This window comes from Campylobacter sp. BCW_4321 (genome assembly GCF_001763075.1).
Classification (GTDB): Bacteria; Campylobacterota; Campylobacteria; order Campylobacterales; family Campylobacteraceae; genus Campylobacter_D; species Campylobacter_D jejuni.
Genome location: NZ_MJYA01000003.1, coordinates 65,684 through 80,475, shown reverse-complemented (window position 1 = coordinate 80,475; position 14,792 = coordinate 65,684). Strand labels below are relative to the sequence as shown.

Sequence of the window (14,792 nt, the reverse complement as noted above, 5' to 3'; positions counted from 1 at the left end):
AGCAAAAAGTGTTCCTAAATTAGGATAAATTAGAATTTACCCAAAAAACAATCTCATTTCCAATTTTATTTAAGGCTTTTTGAAAAGCATTATAAGTAGAGCGGATATCTTTTTTTTCTATTTTTTCTTTAGTATTGAAAATTTTATGAGCTATTATTTGATTGTTTTCAAGATTTATGAAATTTACGCTTATAGAAATTTGAGCGTAGTTTTCATTGTTGTTAAGAATTTGTTCAAAAGAGTTAATCCTGCTTTCAAGGGCATAATCCGCATTTAAAGAGCTTGTTGAAGAAAGTAAGGTTGTAAAAATATTGCTTTGTTCAAATTTTGATAAAATTAAAAAAGAATAAAGATTGCTTGGTAAGTCTCCCCAGAAATAATGTGCGTATTTGTTGCTAAAACCATTATCTATATAAACAATAGCTCGCGAGTTTAAATACCAAGGTGCATTTGCATTGCGAATTTTAAGAATTTTACCGATTTTTTTAAAAAAAATATTTGAGTCTATTCCTTCATCTTTTAATATGATATTTTCATTTTTGTTGATGGTTTCGTGTCTTAAAGAGCATCCGCATAATATAAAAATAAAAGTCAAAATATAGAATAATTGCTTTAGCATTATTTTTCTCCTGGTCCTAGTTTAGGTTTAGTTTCTTTAAAAATCAAATCAGCAGGGCTGTTTTGTAAATTTTCTATTAGAATATTGCTTTCAATTAAAATTCGTTTAAAAAGCTCTAAATTTTGCATCAAAGATGCTTTAATATCATCATAAGTGTTTAATTTTTCATCAGCTTTTTTTATGAAATTTTTTAAAATCATCGTGCTTTCTTTTATGTCTTTAAGACTGGAGTTGAAATTTTGCGCACTAAGGCTTATATTATCAGCCATTTTTCCTATTTTTAAACTTGTGTTTGAAAGATTAAGGCTTAAATTTTTAGAATTAGCATTTAAATTTGCACTTAATTCTGCTAGATTTTGCAAAAAGATTTCTAGATTTTTAAGATTTTTTTCGCTTAAAAGTTCTTTTGATTTATCATCGGCCGTTTTAACCAAAGAAAAAATATGTTCACTTTGTCTGTCTATGGTTGCTAAAAAACTTTCTTTAAAAGGAATGACTGGAAGTTTTCCCTGTATAGATACTAAATCTTTGCTATTTTTGCTTCCGCCTTGAAGTTGGACAAATTTAAGTCCTGTGATACCTTGAAGTTGCAAAGTAGCAAAGGTGTCTTCTTTTATAGGGGTATTGTTTTTGACCTTAATGCGTATGTTAACGCCGAGTTCATCTTGATTGTAAATGCTGATTTCTTCTACGCTACCTACTTCCACGCCCAAAAGCCTTACGGGTGCTTTTATGCCAAGTCCTGCAACGGATTCTTGCGTGTGAATTTCATAATACTTAAAACTTTCTTCTTTAGAGTATCCACCAAGCCAAAGTATGAAACCAAGACTTGCAAAAAACACTCCAAAAACAAAAAGTCCTACAAAAAAATAATTTGCTCTATTTTCCACTTTTACTCCATAAATCTTTTAAAAAGTCGTTCATTTTGCAGGCGTAATTCTTCATAAGTACCGCAAAATCCAACTTTTTTATTTTCTAAAATGATAAAGCGATCGAGTAAATTTTTCATACTTTCTTTATCATGTGTAACCAAAATGATATTTAAATCAAAACTTTTTTTTAATTCTAAAACCAAATCGTCAAATTCGCGACTACTATGAGGGTCAAGTCCTGAGGTAGGTTCATCTAAAAAAAGTAACTTACTATCAAGTGCTAAAGCTCTAGCAATTGCCACTCTTTTTTGCATACCACCACTAAGTTCGCTTGGAAATTGTTTTAAAACACTTTCGTTTAAACCTACCATTTTTAGCTTCATTAAAACCAGTTCTTGTATGCTATTTTCATCTAAATGAGTGTATTCTTTTAAAGGAATGGCTATATTTTCATAAACATTAAAAAAGCTAAAAAGTGCAGCAAACTGAAAAACCACACCCCATTTTTTACGCAAAGCAAGTGCATCTTCTTCGTTGATATTTTTAAGTTTATAACCTAAAATTTCATATTCTCCACCATCAAAATGTTCAAGCATAAGCATTTGTTTTAAAAGGACGGATTTTCCACTTCCACTACCTCCTAAAATACCAAAAATTTCGTTTTTTTTGATTTCAAAACTTACGCCATCATGGACGATTTTTTCTCCAAATTTTGTAATGATATTTTGTGCTTTAATAACCATTTAAATTCCTGCAGAAGTTAGAATAACAGAGAATAAAGCATCAAAAGCTATCACCCAAAAAATAGCATTTACAACGCTTTTTGTGGTATAAATTCCTATGCTTTGTGTAGTGTTTTTTACCTCAAAACCACGAAAACAAGCAATAAGCCCTATTAAAAATCCAAAAATAGGTGCTTTTACAAGTCCTATAAAGATATGTTTTATATCTACAGCTTCTCTAAAGCGTCTTAAAAATTCGGCAAAAGAAATATCAAGATTTAATTTTGCAACCATCATTCCACCTATAATACTGATTGCATCGCTAATGGCAACGATTAAAGGCATAGCCACTACCAAAGCCATAACACGTGGAATAATAATAAATTCAAAAGAACGAAAACCCATAGTATTCATAGCTGCAATTTCATCAGTAATTTTCATCACTCCAATTTGTGCGGTATAAGAGCTTGCACTTCTTCCTGCGATCACTATGGCGGCGATTAAAGGTGCAAGTTCTCTAGTGGCTGAAATTCCCATCAAATCTACTATGAAAATATTGGCTCCAAATTGTGCGAGTTGATAAGCGGCCTGATAGGCTAAAACCACTCCTACTAAAAGAGCAGTTAAAATAACTATAGGCAAGGCTTTAAAAGCAGAATTTTCTATATGATATAAAAAAGCAATAAAGCGAAAATTTTTAGGATTTTTAAGGCATAAAAAAAGACTTGTGGAAAAAGCTCCTGTGAAATTGATGAATTTTCTTAAAATTTTTAAAAGTTCTAAACTTAATTTTCCAAGATCGATAAAGTATTCACTGAAATTTTTATGTGATTTTTTTGTTTTGCTTAGTCTTTGGTAGTTTTTTTCACAAAGTTCAAAAAGGGTTTGAAAGCGTGAATTTAAGCCTTCTTTGGTGATTTTAATATTTTTATCTTTAAGGTCATTTTCCAAAGCAAGGAAAAATCTCACTCCAGCGGTATCGATTGCTTTTAGATCTTTAAAATCAAAAATCACTTCCTTGCTTTGAATCAAAGCTAAAAAATCTTTTATTTTTAACTTATAAATACTTGTTTTATCCCAAATTCCAAAGATAAAAAGAGTGTTATTTTGAAATTTGAAATTTGTATTCATTTTATTTGCTAAGGATAAAATTTACAAGCTTTGAAACGCTAAAGCCAAAGTGTTCAAAAACATCCTTGTCTTTGCCACTTTCTCCAAAACTTTCTATACCATACACTTTATGGCAAAATTTATAAAGTTCATTAGAATGCGCTGCTTCAACACCTATAACTTCACCTTTTAACAATCTTTCTTGATAAGCTTTATCTTGTTTTTCAAAAAGTTCAAAACAAGGCATGGAAACAACATTACAAGCAAAACCTTGTTTTTCTAGTTCGTTTGCACTTTCTAAACAAAGCCAAACTTCACTTCCGCTCGCTAAAAGTGTAAATTTAGCATCTTTGCTTTCTTTAAGTAAATATGCTCCGTTTTTTACATCTCCAAAAACGGGTTCATTTAGAGCTTTGAGTTTTTGGCGTGAAAGCACAAAAGCACTTGGAATACCTTCATTTAAGGCTATTTGCCAAGCTTTGACATTTTCCACTCCATCAGCAGGTCTAAAGGTTAAAAAATTTGGCATAGCTCTAAAAGTGCTAAGTTGTTCTATAGGTTGGTGTGTTGGTCCATCTTCGCCCACACCTATGCTATCGTGTGTGAAAATGAAAAAATGTTTGATTTTCATTAGGGCTGCTATTCTTGCGGCAGGTTTTAAGTACTCGCTAAAGATGAAAAAAGTTGCCGAAAATGGTAAGAAAATTCCATATCTTGCAAAAGCATTGTTAATCGCTGCCATAGCGTGTTCTCTGATGCCAAAATGGATATTTTTACCTTCTATAAAGTCTCCCATACCGTGAAGTTCTGTTTTATTTGAAGGGCCTAAATCCGCACTTCCACCTAAAAATCCTTCTAAATTTTTAGCTAAAACATTTAAAATTTCACCATTGCTATCTCTTGTAGCAAGATCTTTTCCTTTAAAATCAGGATAAGCTATCTTGCTAAAATCAGGGTTTAATAGCCTTTCTAAAAGTTCTTTTTTACCACTTTTTTCAAGTTTATCTTTCCATTTTGCTTCTTCTAAATCCCCAAGTTCTACAGCACTTTCAAAGCGGATTTTGCTTGCTTGTGGGATATGAAAACTGATATTTGGAACAAAACCTGCTTGTTCTTTGGCTTTTTTAATCACTTCTTCGCCCAAAGGTGCACCATGGCTTTTATGACTGCCTTCAAGCTCTCCTGCACCCTTTGCTATAGTTGTTTTTGCGATGATAAGACAAGGTTTTGTGGATTTTTTAGCTTGTTCTAAGGCTTTATTGATTTCTTCGTAATTGTGTCCATTTATACTTAAAACTTCAAATCCTTGTGCTTCAAAACGCATTTTTACATTTTCATTAAAGGCTAAACCTACATCGCCTTCTATGGAGATATTGTTGCTATCGTAAATAAGTATGAAATTATCAAGTTTGTGAAGTCCTGCTAAAGAACAAGCTTCATAAGAAATGCCTTCTTGTAAATCCCCATCTCCGCAAAGACAATAAATTTTATGATCGATTAAATCACTACCTAGCAAATTTTGTGCTTTTTTTGCTGCCATAGCAAAGCCTACGGCATTGGCAACGCCTTGCCCTAAAGGGCCTGTAGCGATTTCTACTCCAAGAGTTGAAATTTCAGGGTGTCCAGGGGTTTTAGCATGAAGTTGGCGGAAATTTTTAAGATCTTCCAAGCTTAAATCATAGCCACTTAAATGTAAAAAACTATAAAGCAAAGCACTTGCATGTCCACCTGAAAATATAAGTCTATCACGGTTTAGCCAAGTGGGATTTTTAGGATTGTGCTTTAAATGATAACTTAAAACACTTAAAATATCTGCTAAGCCCAAAGGTGCACCTGGGTGTCCTGAGTTTGCTTTTTGCACCATATCGGCACTTAAAAATCTTAGAGTATTTGCCTGTTCTTGTAAAATTTGAATGTCCATTTTTTGCCTTTATAAGTATTGAATTATTAAATTTTGTATCATTTGTGCGAGTTTTTCATTAAGTTTTTCTAAGTCTTGTTCGCATTCACTAAGAAGATTTTCTTTTGTTTTTATGGCTTGTTCAAGTCCAAGCAAATTGACAAAAGAATTTTTATGAATATCGTTGTTAGTAGGCTTTCCGCTTTGTTCTTGACTTGTAGTTACATCGATAATATCATCATTGATTTGAAAAATCAGTCCTAGTTTTAAACCAAGTTTGTAAATTTGATTGCTTTCTTCGTTGTTAAGTTCGCAAATTTCACAACCCATTTTTAAAGCTGCAGCGATTAATCTTGCGGTTTTGTGTGTATGTAAAAACTCAAGTTCATTTAAACTCAGTCTTTTGTCTTCAAAAAAACAATCAATAGCTTGTCCTATAACCATTCCATTAAGTCCTGCATTAAAGGCAAGGGTTTTTATGAGTTTGATTTTGATTTCATCTTTTAAATGAGCATGACTTAGAGCTAAAAAAGCTTCAGTATTTAAAGCATCGCCCACTAAGATGGCTGTAGTTTCATCGTAGCTTTTGTGTAAGGTTGGAATTCCTCGTCTAAAGTCCGCATTATCCATAGCGGGTAAATCATCGTGTATGAGTGAATAAGTATGGATAAATTCCAAAGCTAAAGCCACATCTAAAGCTTGATTTAAAAGTTCAGGTTTATTGCTTTGTACTACGCTTAAAAGCAATTGTGCACGAAAATGCTTTCCTCCTGCTTTTAGCATAAGGGCTAAAGCTTCATTAAAAAAAGGATGAAAGCTTTCAACCTTAGGTAGATTTTTTTCTAAGTGATGGATAAAAAGTTCTTTTAAATTCACTTAGTAAGCCTTATGAAAAATTGAAATTTACCATCGCCACCTGAGTTGGCATTTCCGCCTAGTTCATTGTTGAAATTTGATAAAGGTAATTTAGTACTTTTGCGTTCAATTAAGATGCTAAAGTCATTACCAGCGCTTAAAATATTTTGTAATTCTTTAAAATTATTTAAAATAATATTATTAACGCGTAAAATTTTATCTCCTACCATAAATCCTGCATTTGATGCTTTTGATTTTGGATCTATTTTGGTTACAACAAGACTAGTATTAACCGTTAAACCAAGATTGCTTGTGAAATTTGTAATTTTTGGTTTTGGTTTAGAATCAGGAAGGTTAAATTTGCTCAAATCTTTTGCAAAAACTTCAGTAGAAATATTTAAATCCATATTATCACGCAACACTTGAAAATAAAGAGTGCTTCCGCGATCTGCAAAAAGAATTTTTTCATTGAGTTTTCTTAAATCATTGGCGGGCAAGCCATCAACACTTATAACTTGATCGTTGATTAAAAATTGTGGATTTTTTCTTACATTGTTAACATAAATTTTATTTTCTCGAACAACAAAATCAACGCCAATATCCCCCCAATAAACATCGTTATATTTCATAAAATGTTTTAAATAGCGATTGCCTATAAAAGAGCTATTATTTAAAGCAATCCCCATCATTTCACAGCATGGAGTCCCTAAAAGTCCTATTTTAGAATTAAAATCAAGTTGATCTTTTTCATCAATATTTTGAGCTAAATACTTAATATGTCCTATATAAGGTTTATTAGGATCCCAAATTCCAACCCAATCATTACGAGTAAGTTTTTCTTCATCACCCATAGGAGTAGGGATTAGGCTAAAGTCAGTTCTTACAAGATATAAATTTAAAAATGGATCGTATTTTACATATTTATTAAGCTTAGCATTAGGTTGTTTTAATACAGCAAGTAAATTTTCACTGAGTGCAAAAGCTGGCATTCCTTCATAGTTGAGCATGCTTGCCTTATTTCTTTCATAACCTGCTAAAAAATCTTCAAATTTAGGTCTTTCTATACCAAAAGACAAAGTAAAAAGCATGCAAATAATTAAAATTTTTTTCATAATTTCATACCTCCAAAACCGCCTAAAACATCATTCGCCATATTGGAACGATTTTGCGCAACCATAGCCAAAACATCATTAATTGCAGAAATAAGTAAAATTTGCAAGGACTCTTTATCTTCAAGTAAAGAATCATCAATGCTAACATCGATAATCTCGCCTTTTCCATTGGCGCTTACTTTAACAAGTCCTGCTCCACTTTTGGCGCTAAATTCACGATTTGCAAGTTCTAATTCTATATTTTTTGCTTTTTCTTGAACTTGATTTAAAAGTTCTCCCATTTTAGAAAAATCCATATTTTCAAACATTGATTATCCTTGATTTTTTAAAATTTCATTAACAACTACTTTATCGCTAAAAGGATATTTTATCCCTTTAATTTCTTGAGTAGTTTCATCACCTTTGCCTAAAATAACGACTAAATCGTCATTTTCTTTTAGTTCTAAAGCTTTTTTTATGGCTTCTTTTCTATCTTCTATCACTAAAACTTTTTCTTTTTTAGCGAAGCCTGATAAAATTTCTTCCATGATGGTTTTTGGTTCTTCGCTGCGTGGATTATCACTTGTAATGATAGCAATTTTTGCAAAATGTTCGACGATTTTTCCCATTAAAGGGCGTTTGGTTTTATCTCTATCTCCACCTGCTCCAAAAACAACGATGAGCTTTTTATTTTTAAGAGTGTCAAGCACTTTTTCAATGCCATCAGGCGTATGAGCAAAATCCACAATCACGCCTTTTGCTACTTGTTCTACCCTGCCACAAACCCCGCCAAATCCACTGATAGCATTTTCCAAGTCTTTTAAATCAGGCTTTACGAGTTCATTCACACAAGCACTAGCAACTAGAAGATTGTAAAGATTAAAAAGTCCTAGCAAGGGCGAGTCTATGTGAAAAGTTTGATTTTTATTTGTTACAATAGCACTAATACCTTCTTCTAAAGAATAAGCTTTGATTTGATATAAAGCAGGATTTTCTATGCCATAAGTAAAAGCGTTACGCACATTAAATTTAATAGCCAAAGCATCTTTGTTGATAAATTTTAAACTCTCATCTGTAAAAAAAAGTTCTTTTGCTTCTTTGTAATTTTCAAAAGTACCGTGAAAATCTAAATGATCTTGAGTGATATTGGTAAAAATTTTAGCAGCAAAATTTAAGCCTTCGATACGGTTTTGAACGAGTGCGTGTGAGCTTACTTCCATGATGAAAAAATCACATTTTTTTTGAGTGGCTATTTGTAGGTACTCTAAGGTTTTAAGAATAGGGGAGGTGGTTAAGGATTTTTCATCAACTTGTTCATCGTTGATAAAAGCTCCTCTTGTCCCGCAAAGCCCGCATTTATAACCTAAATCCAATAAGATAGAATAAATCGCTGCTGCGGTTGTGGTTTTGCCATTGGTTCCTGTGATTCCTATGATTTGAATCTTTTCATCGATTTTTAAAAGTTTTTTACACTCATTTACATCAATAATTTTTGCACCTTTTTCTAAGGCTTGAGCGTGAAATTTAGTATTTTGTGTGGTTTGTAAAAAAAAGCATTCTTTTTCGCACTCTAAGGTATTATCTGTAATGAATGAATTTTCAAGTTTTAATTTCACTTTTAAATCCTATGAGTTTTTCTTGGAGTTTGATAAATCTATCATTTGCCCAAAAATGAGGCATAACATTTTCTATATAATTTAAAGTCATATCTTTATAGCCATTATCAAGTAATTTTTCCAAAAAATCTAAAAAATCATCACGATTATCAATAACTAATTTAGTGCTATTAATGATATTTTCAAAACTTTTTTGAAAGCCAAGTTCTTCTTCGCTTTTTAAAAAATCTTGATAATTTAACGCATGCCCATCTTCAAATTCGTTTTCTTGTTCGTTTTCTTGTTTTTTAAATTCAATTGTACTTAAAATTTCTTCTAAGTCTTTATCAATGCTAGAGATTTTGTAATGTTCTATATAAAAATCAAAAAGTAAAGAAGCTTCTTTAGGAGATTTTAAAGCAAGATCGCAAAGGCAGATAAAATTTAGCAAGCGTTTATTTTTGCGTTTTTCATAGGCCATAGAAAAATACATTTTTGCAGTTTTAAAATCTTTTTTGTAAAAATGTTCAATTCCAAGTTTTTTATAATTTTGCAAATTCGTCTGCTCCGCCGTTTAAATTGATTATAGTGATTTCTGGATGAATATCAATCTTAAGTTGCCTTTCAAGACCGTATTTTAGTGTCGTTCCACTTGATGCACAACCTTTGCAAGCTCCTATTAAATGGACATAAACAACCCCATTTTTAATCCCTAAAAATTCAAGCCCTCCGCCATCACGTTCAAGCATAGGCAAGCTCTTTTCTAAACTTGCTTTAACAGGATTTATAAGCTCTTCATCACTAAAAGGCATCATAATTTATCCTTAAAAATTTTTATATACTTTAGCGTGATTGTGTTTAAAAAAAGGTAAATTAAGGCTTGAAATTTAAATAAATTAAAAAGGTTCGTCATTATCTTGTGCGCTAAATCCTAAATCATAAGCTGTAAAGTTTTTGTTACTAAAAATTCCATTTAAGTTTCTAAATGATTGTTGCAGAATTTCTTCGTTTTTTTCATATTTTAAGAAGCTTAAATATTCTTTTAAAAAATTATTTAATTCTTCGGTATTTAAATTTTTAATTAGAAGATTTAAATTTTTATCAATAAGCGTAAAAAGTTGTTTTTTTAATGCGAGTGTAGAATTTTTAATTTTTACATTGTTTAAAAAAGCTAAATTAACCTTGCAAATACCTAACAAGAATTCGCTATAGTTTAAATTTTTTCGAATATTTTTACTTTCAAATTCTCTAATATCACTATCTTCATAACCTTTTTTTTCTAAAATTTTATCCAATAAAATTTTATGCTTAAAACAAACACTATCACTAATTTGCTTAAAATCGTTACATATATCTGGATGCTGTTTTAAAAAAGCTATAAGTTCTAATTCTGCAATGTGAATTTTTTCTTTAGGAAAATTGTATTTATTTTGAGAAATTAAAGGGGTTTGTATGGTTTTTTTTGAATTTTGTGATAAGACGATAAATTTTTCATCCACTTTTAATAAATTTGAAACTAGACCAGTGTAAGAATTTGCCACTAAAGGTTCAAGATTAAAGGTGAATTTTTGTATAGTTTCTAAAGCTTTTTGTTTGTCAAGAGCAGAAATTATGGAATGAGTGGATATTAAGCGTCTGATATAAAATTCACCAAGCTCTATTCCTTCATCGAGTATATTATGAAGTTTTGTGCTTTCATTTTTTGCTACGAGCTCAGCGGGATCTTTTCCGCCTTGTAAAATTGCCACTTTACCGTCTATTTTATTTGTGCTTAATAAAAATGCAGATCGTGTCGCAGCTTTTAATCCTGCTTCATCATTGTCAAAACATAAAATCACTTTTGCATCATAACGGCGGATTAAAGGTAGATGATGTTCGGTTAGTGCTGTTCCAAGAACTGCTACAGCATTGTTAAACCCTGCTTTGTGAAAAGCTATTGCATCCATGTAGCCTTCACATACTATTATTTCTTTTTTTTTGGCTATATTTTCTTTAGCGATGTTAAAAGCATAAAAAATTCTACTTTTATCAAAAAGTATATTTTGGGGTGAATTTACATACTTTGCCGGTACATTGGGATTTAAAGTACGCCCTCCAAACCCTACTAATAAGTCTTTATGATCGTAGATTGGAAAGGTGATACGCCATATAAAACTTGCGTAAAATTCATTATTTTCATCTTTTTTTAAAGCTCCAACACTCATAGCATCTTCTAAAGGAATTTTTTGATTTTGCAATAATCTTATACTATCTTCACTTGCTCCTGCAAAACCTAATTCGAATTTGGCTATATCTTTGTCATTTAAAGCTCTTTGGTAAAGATAGGTTAAAACTTCTTTGTGGTGTTTGAGATTATCTTTAAAATACGCATTTAAGCTTGGTAGTATAGACTTTAGCTCTTTTTTATTTTCTTGTTTTTCTTTTGTATAACTCAAAGTAAAATTACTAAGGCTTGCAACTTTTTCAACTGCATCGGCAAAACTTAATTTTTCATAATCCATTACAAATTTAAAAGCATCTCCACCAGCCTTGCAAGCAAAACAATGATAAAAACCTTTGGTAGGATTGATATGCATAGACGGGTTTTTATCTGCATGGAAAGGACAGATACACACAAAACTAGAGCCTTGTTTTTTTACTTCAATATAATTTTCTATAATATCAACAATATTAAGTCTTTGGGATAAATTTTCTATACTTTCTTTAGTTATCATTTTACAAACCTTGTTAAAATTATACAAAGATTTGGCTATAATTTGGCATAAAATTTTTAGAGCGAGACTATGGATTTTTTCTTTGTAGAATACAGAGACCCTTTAGTAGGGCTTATAATTTTAACCATTTTAGTATTTGTTGTAGCTGTTGTAAATTATATTTGGAAAATATTTGCTAACAAAGATGAAGAACAAAAGCTTGAAAAATTTATAAAAAAATTTGAAATGGATAACGCTCATAAAGAGTTGTTAAGAAATAGTAGCTTGAGTTTTGGAAATTTAAGTTTTTTGGCTGAAATTTTTACCAAAAGTGGGGAATTTGAAAAAGCAACTCAAATTTATTTGATTGCTCTTGAAAAATGTAAAGATAAACAAGAAAGAGAATTTATTTTCCTTTCTTTAGCAAAAGTTTATTTTAAAGCAGGATTTTTAGAGCGTGCAAAAGAAGTTTTATTACAAGTTTTAAAACTGCGTCCAAGAAATATACAAGCCTTAAAACTTTTAAAAATTGTTTATTTAAAACTTCGTTCTTATAAAGAAAATTTAGAACTTTTAGAATGTCTTTTTGAGCTTAATGAAGATGTGCAAAAAGAGCATGATTTTATCAAAGCTTTAGAACTTTGTACTTTTAATATCACCGATGAAGAAAAAAAGAAAAAACTTTTAGAATTTAAAATAGAAGATAATCCTATGTTAGGGCGTTTAGTTTTTGAAAAATATCATATGTTTTTAGGGCAAAATTTTTTTGATATTTGTGATTTGCTTTATAGAGAAAATGAAGCGTTTAATTTAGAAAATCAAGATTTTTTAGAATTCTTTTATGCTTTGGGTAAAATTTCAAAGCATGATGATACGCATCAGTTTGTTTTTAAAAATTCTAATTTTAAAATGTTAAAAATTTTAAAAGATAATTCTTTTAATGCGAGGTTAGAATTTTCATACCGTTGTTCTGAGTGTAAAAATGTTATGCCTTTGTTTTTTTATCACTGTCCTGTTTGTTATGAGTTTAATACTTGTAAAATTATTTATGAAGTGAAAAATAATGAAGCACATTGAAATTTATACAGACGGTTCATGTCTTAATAATCCAGGTTTTGGTGGATGGGCTTATATTTTGCGTTATAAAGAGTATCAAAAGGAAGGTTTTGGAGCTGAGGCTAATACCACTAACAATAGAATGGAGCTAATGGCAATTATTGAATCTTTGAAGGCTTTAAAAGAGCCTTGTGAAATTTCGCTTTTTACAGATTCTAACCTAATGGTTCAAAGTATTAATGAATGGCTAGAAGGATGGATAAAAAAGGATTTTAAAGGTAAAAAAAATATAGATTTATGGAAGGAATATATTAAAGTGGCAAAATCTCATAAGATTAAGGCTTTTTGGGTAAAAGCACATAATGGACATTTGGAAAATGAAAGATGTGATACATTGGCGCGTGAAGCTGCTTTGAAAATTGCAAGGGAAAATGATGAAAAACATTGAAAAACTAGAGCAGAGTTTAACTTATGAATTTAAAGATAAAAATATTCTTATACATGCTTTAACCCATAAAAGTTTTAAAAAATCTTACAACAACGAACGCTTGGAATTTTTAGGTGATGCCGTGCTTGATTTAGTTGTGGGTGAATACCTTTTTCATAAATTCGCCAAAGATGCCGAAGGAGATTTATCTAAGCTTAGAGCGGCTTTAGTGAATGAAAAGTCTTTTGCAAAAATTGCAAATAGTTTAAATTTGGGCGATTTTATTTTTATGAGTGTTGCTGAGGAAAACAATGGAGGAAAAGAAAAGCCTTCTATACTTTCAGATGCGTTAGAAGCCATTATAGGTGCTATACATTTAGAAGCTGGGTTTGAGTTTGCAAAAACTATTGCTTTAAGGCTTATAGAAAAAAATTTCCCTCAAATTGATGCAAAAATTCTTATAAAAGATTATAAAACAAAATTACAAGAGATTACACAAGGAAAAATCGGACAAACTCCGCAGTATGAAACAGTGCGTGCTTTTGGTCCTGATCATTTAAAGCAATTTGAAATCGCTTTAATGCTTGATGGTAAAGAACTTGCAAGAGCTATTGCGGGAAGCAAAAAAGAAGCACAACAAATGGCAGCAAAAATTGCACTTGAGAAATTAGGAGCTTTATAGTGAATACCTTTGGTACGAGATTGAAATTTACAAGTTTTGGTGAGTCTCATGGTGTGGCTGTTGGATGTATTATTGATGGAGTGCCTGCTGGAGTTAAATTTGATGAAGAATTTTTACAAAATGAGCTTGATAAACGCAAAGGCGGAAGTAAATTTGCAACACCAAGAAAAGAAAGCGATAAAGCTCAGGTTTTAAGTGGAGTTTTTGAAGGATATACAACGGGTCATCCTATAGCTATAGTAGTTTTTAATGAAAATGCTCATTCTAAGGATTATGATAATTTAAAAGATCTATTTCGTCCTGCTCATGCGGATTTTGCTTATTTTTATAAATATGGCATAAGAGATCATAGGGGTGGAGGTAGATCAAGCGCTAGAGAAAGTGTTGCTAGAGTGGCTGGTGGTGCAGTTGCAGCGATGCTTTTGTGTGAATTTGGCATTTGTGTTCAAAGTGGTGTTTTTGGAATAGGAACTTTTGTATCAAATTTGAAAGAAGAAGAATTTGATTTTGAATTTGCTAAGAAAAGTGAAATTTTTTGCCTTGATCCAAAACTAGAAAGTGACTTTAAAAATGAAATTTTAAATGCTAGAAATTCAAAAGATAGTGTAGGCGCTGCTGTTTTTACAAAAGTTAGTGGTATGCTTGTGGGACTTGGAGAAGTTCTTTATGATAAGTTAGACTCTAAATTAGCTCATGCTTTAATGGGAATTAATGCTGTTAAAGCAGTTGAAATAGGCGAAGGTATTAATGCAAGCAAAATGCGCGGATCGTGTAATAATGATGCTTTAAAAGATGGCAAGTTTTTAAGCAATCATAGTGGAGGAATTTTAGGAGGAATTTCAAATGGAGAAAATCTTATTTTAAAAACTTATTTTAAACCTACTCCTTCTATTTTTGCCAAGCAAGAAAGTATAGATAAATTTGGCAATAATTTGGAATTTGAACTCAAAGGTAGGCATGATCCTTGTGTAGGTGTTAGAGGAAGTGTTGTAGCTAGTGCTATGGTGCGTTTAGTTTTGGCTGATTGTTTGCTTTTGAATGCGAGTGCGAATTTAAACAATTTAAAAAATGCTTATGGATTAAAATAAAAAAAGCCCATTTTCATGGGCTTGATTGCAATATTTTGAAAAGATTCAAATACTATATCGCTTGTTTTGCTAAATACTTTAT

16 protein-coding genes are annotated in these 14,792 nt (G+C 31.1%); 4 read left to right on the top strand and 12 right to left on the bottom strand.

Features of this window, described 5'->3' with window-relative positions; translation table 11 throughout:
- Nucleotides 1–19: 19 nt before the first annotated feature.
- The 12 genes from AJN58_RS00655 to dnaG all read right to left on the bottom strand — a co-directional run bounded on the left by AJN58_RS00655 (nucleotide 20) and on the right by dnaG (nucleotide 11,478).
- A complete protein-coding gene (locus tag AJN58_RS00655) occupies nucleotides 20–619 on the bottom strand; it encodes an ABC-type transport auxiliary lipoprotein family protein (protein ID WP_070291906.1) in 600 nt (199 codons plus the stop codon).
- Nucleotides 619–1,509 carry an MlaD family protein gene (locus AJN58_RS00650; RefSeq protein WP_002862284.1) on the bottom strand — a complete coding sequence of 297 codons (891 nt, stop codon included), beginning with the start codon at nucleotides 1,507–1,509 and terminating at the stop codon, nucleotides 619–621. Before AJN58_RS00650 ends, AJN58_RS00655 begins: the two co-directional genes overlap by 1 nt.
- Before the next feature lie 2 nt (nucleotides 1,510–1,511).
- The gene (locus tag AJN58_RS00645; protein ID WP_002862283.1) at nucleotides 1,512–2,234 is read right to left on the bottom strand and encodes an ABC transporter ATP-binding protein; all 723 of its coding nucleotides are present in this window, start codon (nucleotides 2,232–2,234) and stop codon (nucleotides 1,512–1,514) included.
- Nucleotides 2,235–3,344 (bottom strand): ABC transporter permease, encoded by a 1,110-nt coding sequence (locus tag AJN58_RS00640; protein ID WP_070277991.1) that lies wholly within the window; start codon nucleotides 3,342–3,344, stop codon nucleotides 2,235–2,237.
- 1 nt (nucleotide 3,345) lies between these two features.
- Nucleotides 3,346–5,244, bottom strand: coding sequence for a transketolase (gene tkt / locus AJN58_RS00635; protein ID WP_070277989.1), 1,899 nt, complete (start codon nucleotides 5,242–5,244; stop codon nucleotides 3,346–3,348).
- A gap of 9 nt (nucleotides 5,245–5,253) precedes the next feature.
- Nucleotides 5,254–6,099 carry a polyprenyl synthetase family protein gene (locus AJN58_RS00630; protein ID WP_070277987.1) on the bottom strand — a complete coding sequence of 282 codons (846 nt, stop codon included), beginning with the start codon at nucleotides 6,097–6,099 and terminating at the stop codon, nucleotides 5,254–5,256.
- Nucleotides 6,096–7,190, bottom strand: coding sequence for a PDZ domain-containing protein (locus tag AJN58_RS00625; RefSeq protein ID WP_002870243.1), 1,095 nt, complete (start codon nucleotides 7,188–7,190; stop codon nucleotides 6,096–6,098). Before AJN58_RS00625 ends, AJN58_RS00630 begins: the two co-directional genes overlap by 4 nt.
- Nucleotides 7,187–7,498 (bottom strand): YbaB/EbfC family nucleoid-associated protein, encoded by a 312-nt coding sequence (locus tag AJN58_RS00620; protein ID WP_052949887.1) that lies wholly within the window; start codon nucleotides 7,496–7,498, stop codon nucleotides 7,187–7,189. The genes AJN58_RS00625 and AJN58_RS00620 overlap by 4 nt, the downstream gene beginning before the upstream one ends.
- A gap of 3 nt (nucleotides 7,499–7,501) precedes the next feature.
- The gene (locus tag AJN58_RS00615) at nucleotides 7,502–8,785 is read right to left on the bottom strand and encodes a UDP-N-acetylmuramoyl-L-alanyl-D-glutamate--2,6-diaminopimelate ligase (RefSeq protein ID WP_070277984.1); all 1,284 of its coding nucleotides are present in this window, start codon (nucleotides 8,783–8,785) and stop codon (nucleotides 7,502–7,504) included.
- Nucleotides 8,769–9,320 carry a histidine kinase gene (locus AJN58_RS00610; protein ID WP_070277981.1) on the bottom strand — a complete coding sequence of 184 codons (552 nt, stop codon included), beginning with the start codon at nucleotides 9,318–9,320 and terminating at the stop codon, nucleotides 8,769–8,771. The genes AJN58_RS00615 and AJN58_RS00610 overlap by 17 nt, the downstream gene beginning before the upstream one ends.
- A complete protein-coding gene (locus tag AJN58_RS00605; RefSeq protein ID WP_002866611.1) occupies nucleotides 9,307–9,579 on the bottom strand; it encodes a NifU family protein in 273 nt (90 codons plus the stop codon). Before AJN58_RS00605 ends, AJN58_RS00610 begins: the two co-directional genes overlap by 14 nt.
- Nucleotides 9,580–9,660: 81 nt before the next feature.
- On the bottom strand, nucleotides 9,661–11,478 hold the full coding sequence (gene dnaG / locus AJN58_RS00600; RefSeq protein WP_070277979.1) for a DNA primase: 1,818 nt from the start codon (nucleotides 11,476–11,478) through the stop codon (nucleotides 9,661–9,663).
- A 69-nt stretch (nucleotides 11,479–11,547) separates the two neighbouring features.
- Here dnaG and AJN58_RS00595 point away from each other — a divergent pair, with 69 nt between their 5' ends.
- Genes AJN58_RS00595 through aroC form a run of 4 tightly spaced genes read left to right on the top strand, consistent with a single transcriptional unit; the run spans nucleotide 11,548 to nucleotide 14,710 of the window.
- Complete coding sequence (locus tag AJN58_RS00595; RefSeq protein ID WP_070233514.1) at nucleotides 11,548–12,534, top strand: hypothetical protein; 987 nt, start codon at nucleotides 11,548–11,550, stop codon at nucleotides 12,532–12,534.
- Nucleotides 12,521–12,961, top strand: coding sequence for a ribonuclease HI (rnhA, locus tag AJN58_RS00590; RefSeq protein ID WP_002851277.1), 441 nt, complete (start codon nucleotides 12,521–12,523; stop codon nucleotides 12,959–12,961). The genes AJN58_RS00595 and rnhA overlap by 14 nt, the downstream gene beginning before the upstream one ends.
- Nucleotides 12,948–13,622 carry a ribonuclease III gene (gene rnc / locus AJN58_RS00585; RefSeq protein ID WP_070233515.1) on the top strand — a complete coding sequence of 225 codons (675 nt, stop codon included), beginning with the start codon at nucleotides 12,948–12,950 and terminating at the stop codon, nucleotides 13,620–13,622. Before rnhA ends, rnc begins: the two co-directional genes overlap by 14 nt.
- On the top strand, nucleotides 13,622–14,710 hold the full coding sequence (gene aroC, locus AJN58_RS00580; protein WP_002862274.1) for a chorismate synthase: 1,089 nt from the start codon (nucleotides 13,622–13,624) through the stop codon (nucleotides 14,708–14,710). Before rnc ends, aroC begins: the two co-directional genes overlap by 1 nt.
- Nucleotides 14,711–14,792 lie beyond the last annotated feature (82 nt).

Bases quoted from the DNA above. Each gene is read 5' to 3' on its own strand.
- AJN58_RS00655 (WP_070291906.1), bottom strand. From the start codon at position 619: ATGCTAAAGCAATTATTCTATATTTTGACTTTTATTTTTATATTATGC.
- AJN58_RS00645 (WP_002862283.1), bottom strand. From the start codon at position 2,234: ATGGTTATTAAAGCACAAAATATCATTACAAAATTTGGAGAAAAAATC.
- AJN58_RS00640 (WP_070277991.1), bottom strand. From the start codon at position 3,344: ATGAATACAAATTTCAAATTTCAAAATAACACTCTTTTTATCTTTGGA.
- tkt (WP_070277989.1), bottom strand. From the start codon at position 5,244: ATGGACATTCAAATTTTACAAGAACAGGCAAATACTCTAAGATTTTTA.
- AJN58_RS00625 (WP_002870243.1), bottom strand. From the start codon at position 7,190: ATGAAAAAAATTTTAATTATTTGCATGCTTTTTACTTTGTCTTTTGGT.
- AJN58_RS00620 (WP_052949887.1), bottom strand. From the start codon at position 7,498: ATGTTTGAAAATATGGATTTTTCTAAAATGGGAGAACTTTTAAATCAA.
- AJN58_RS00605 (WP_002866611.1), bottom strand. From the start codon at position 9,579: ATGATGCCTTTTAGTGATGAAGAGCTTATAAATCCTGTTAAAGCAAGT.
- dnaG (WP_070277979.1), bottom strand. From the start codon at position 11,478: ATGATAACTAAAGAAAGTATAGAAAATTTATCCCAAAGACTTAATATT.
- AJN58_RS00595 (WP_070233514.1), top strand. From the start codon at position 11,548: ATGGATTTTTTCTTTGTAGAATACAGAGACCCTTTAGTAGGGCTTATA.
- rnhA (WP_002851277.1), top strand. From the start codon at position 12,521: ATGAAGCACATTGAAATTTATACAGACGGTTCATGTCTTAATAATCCA.
- rnc (WP_070233515.1), top strand. From the start codon at position 12,948: ATGAAAAACATTGAAAAACTAGAGCAGAGTTTAACTTATGAATTTAAA.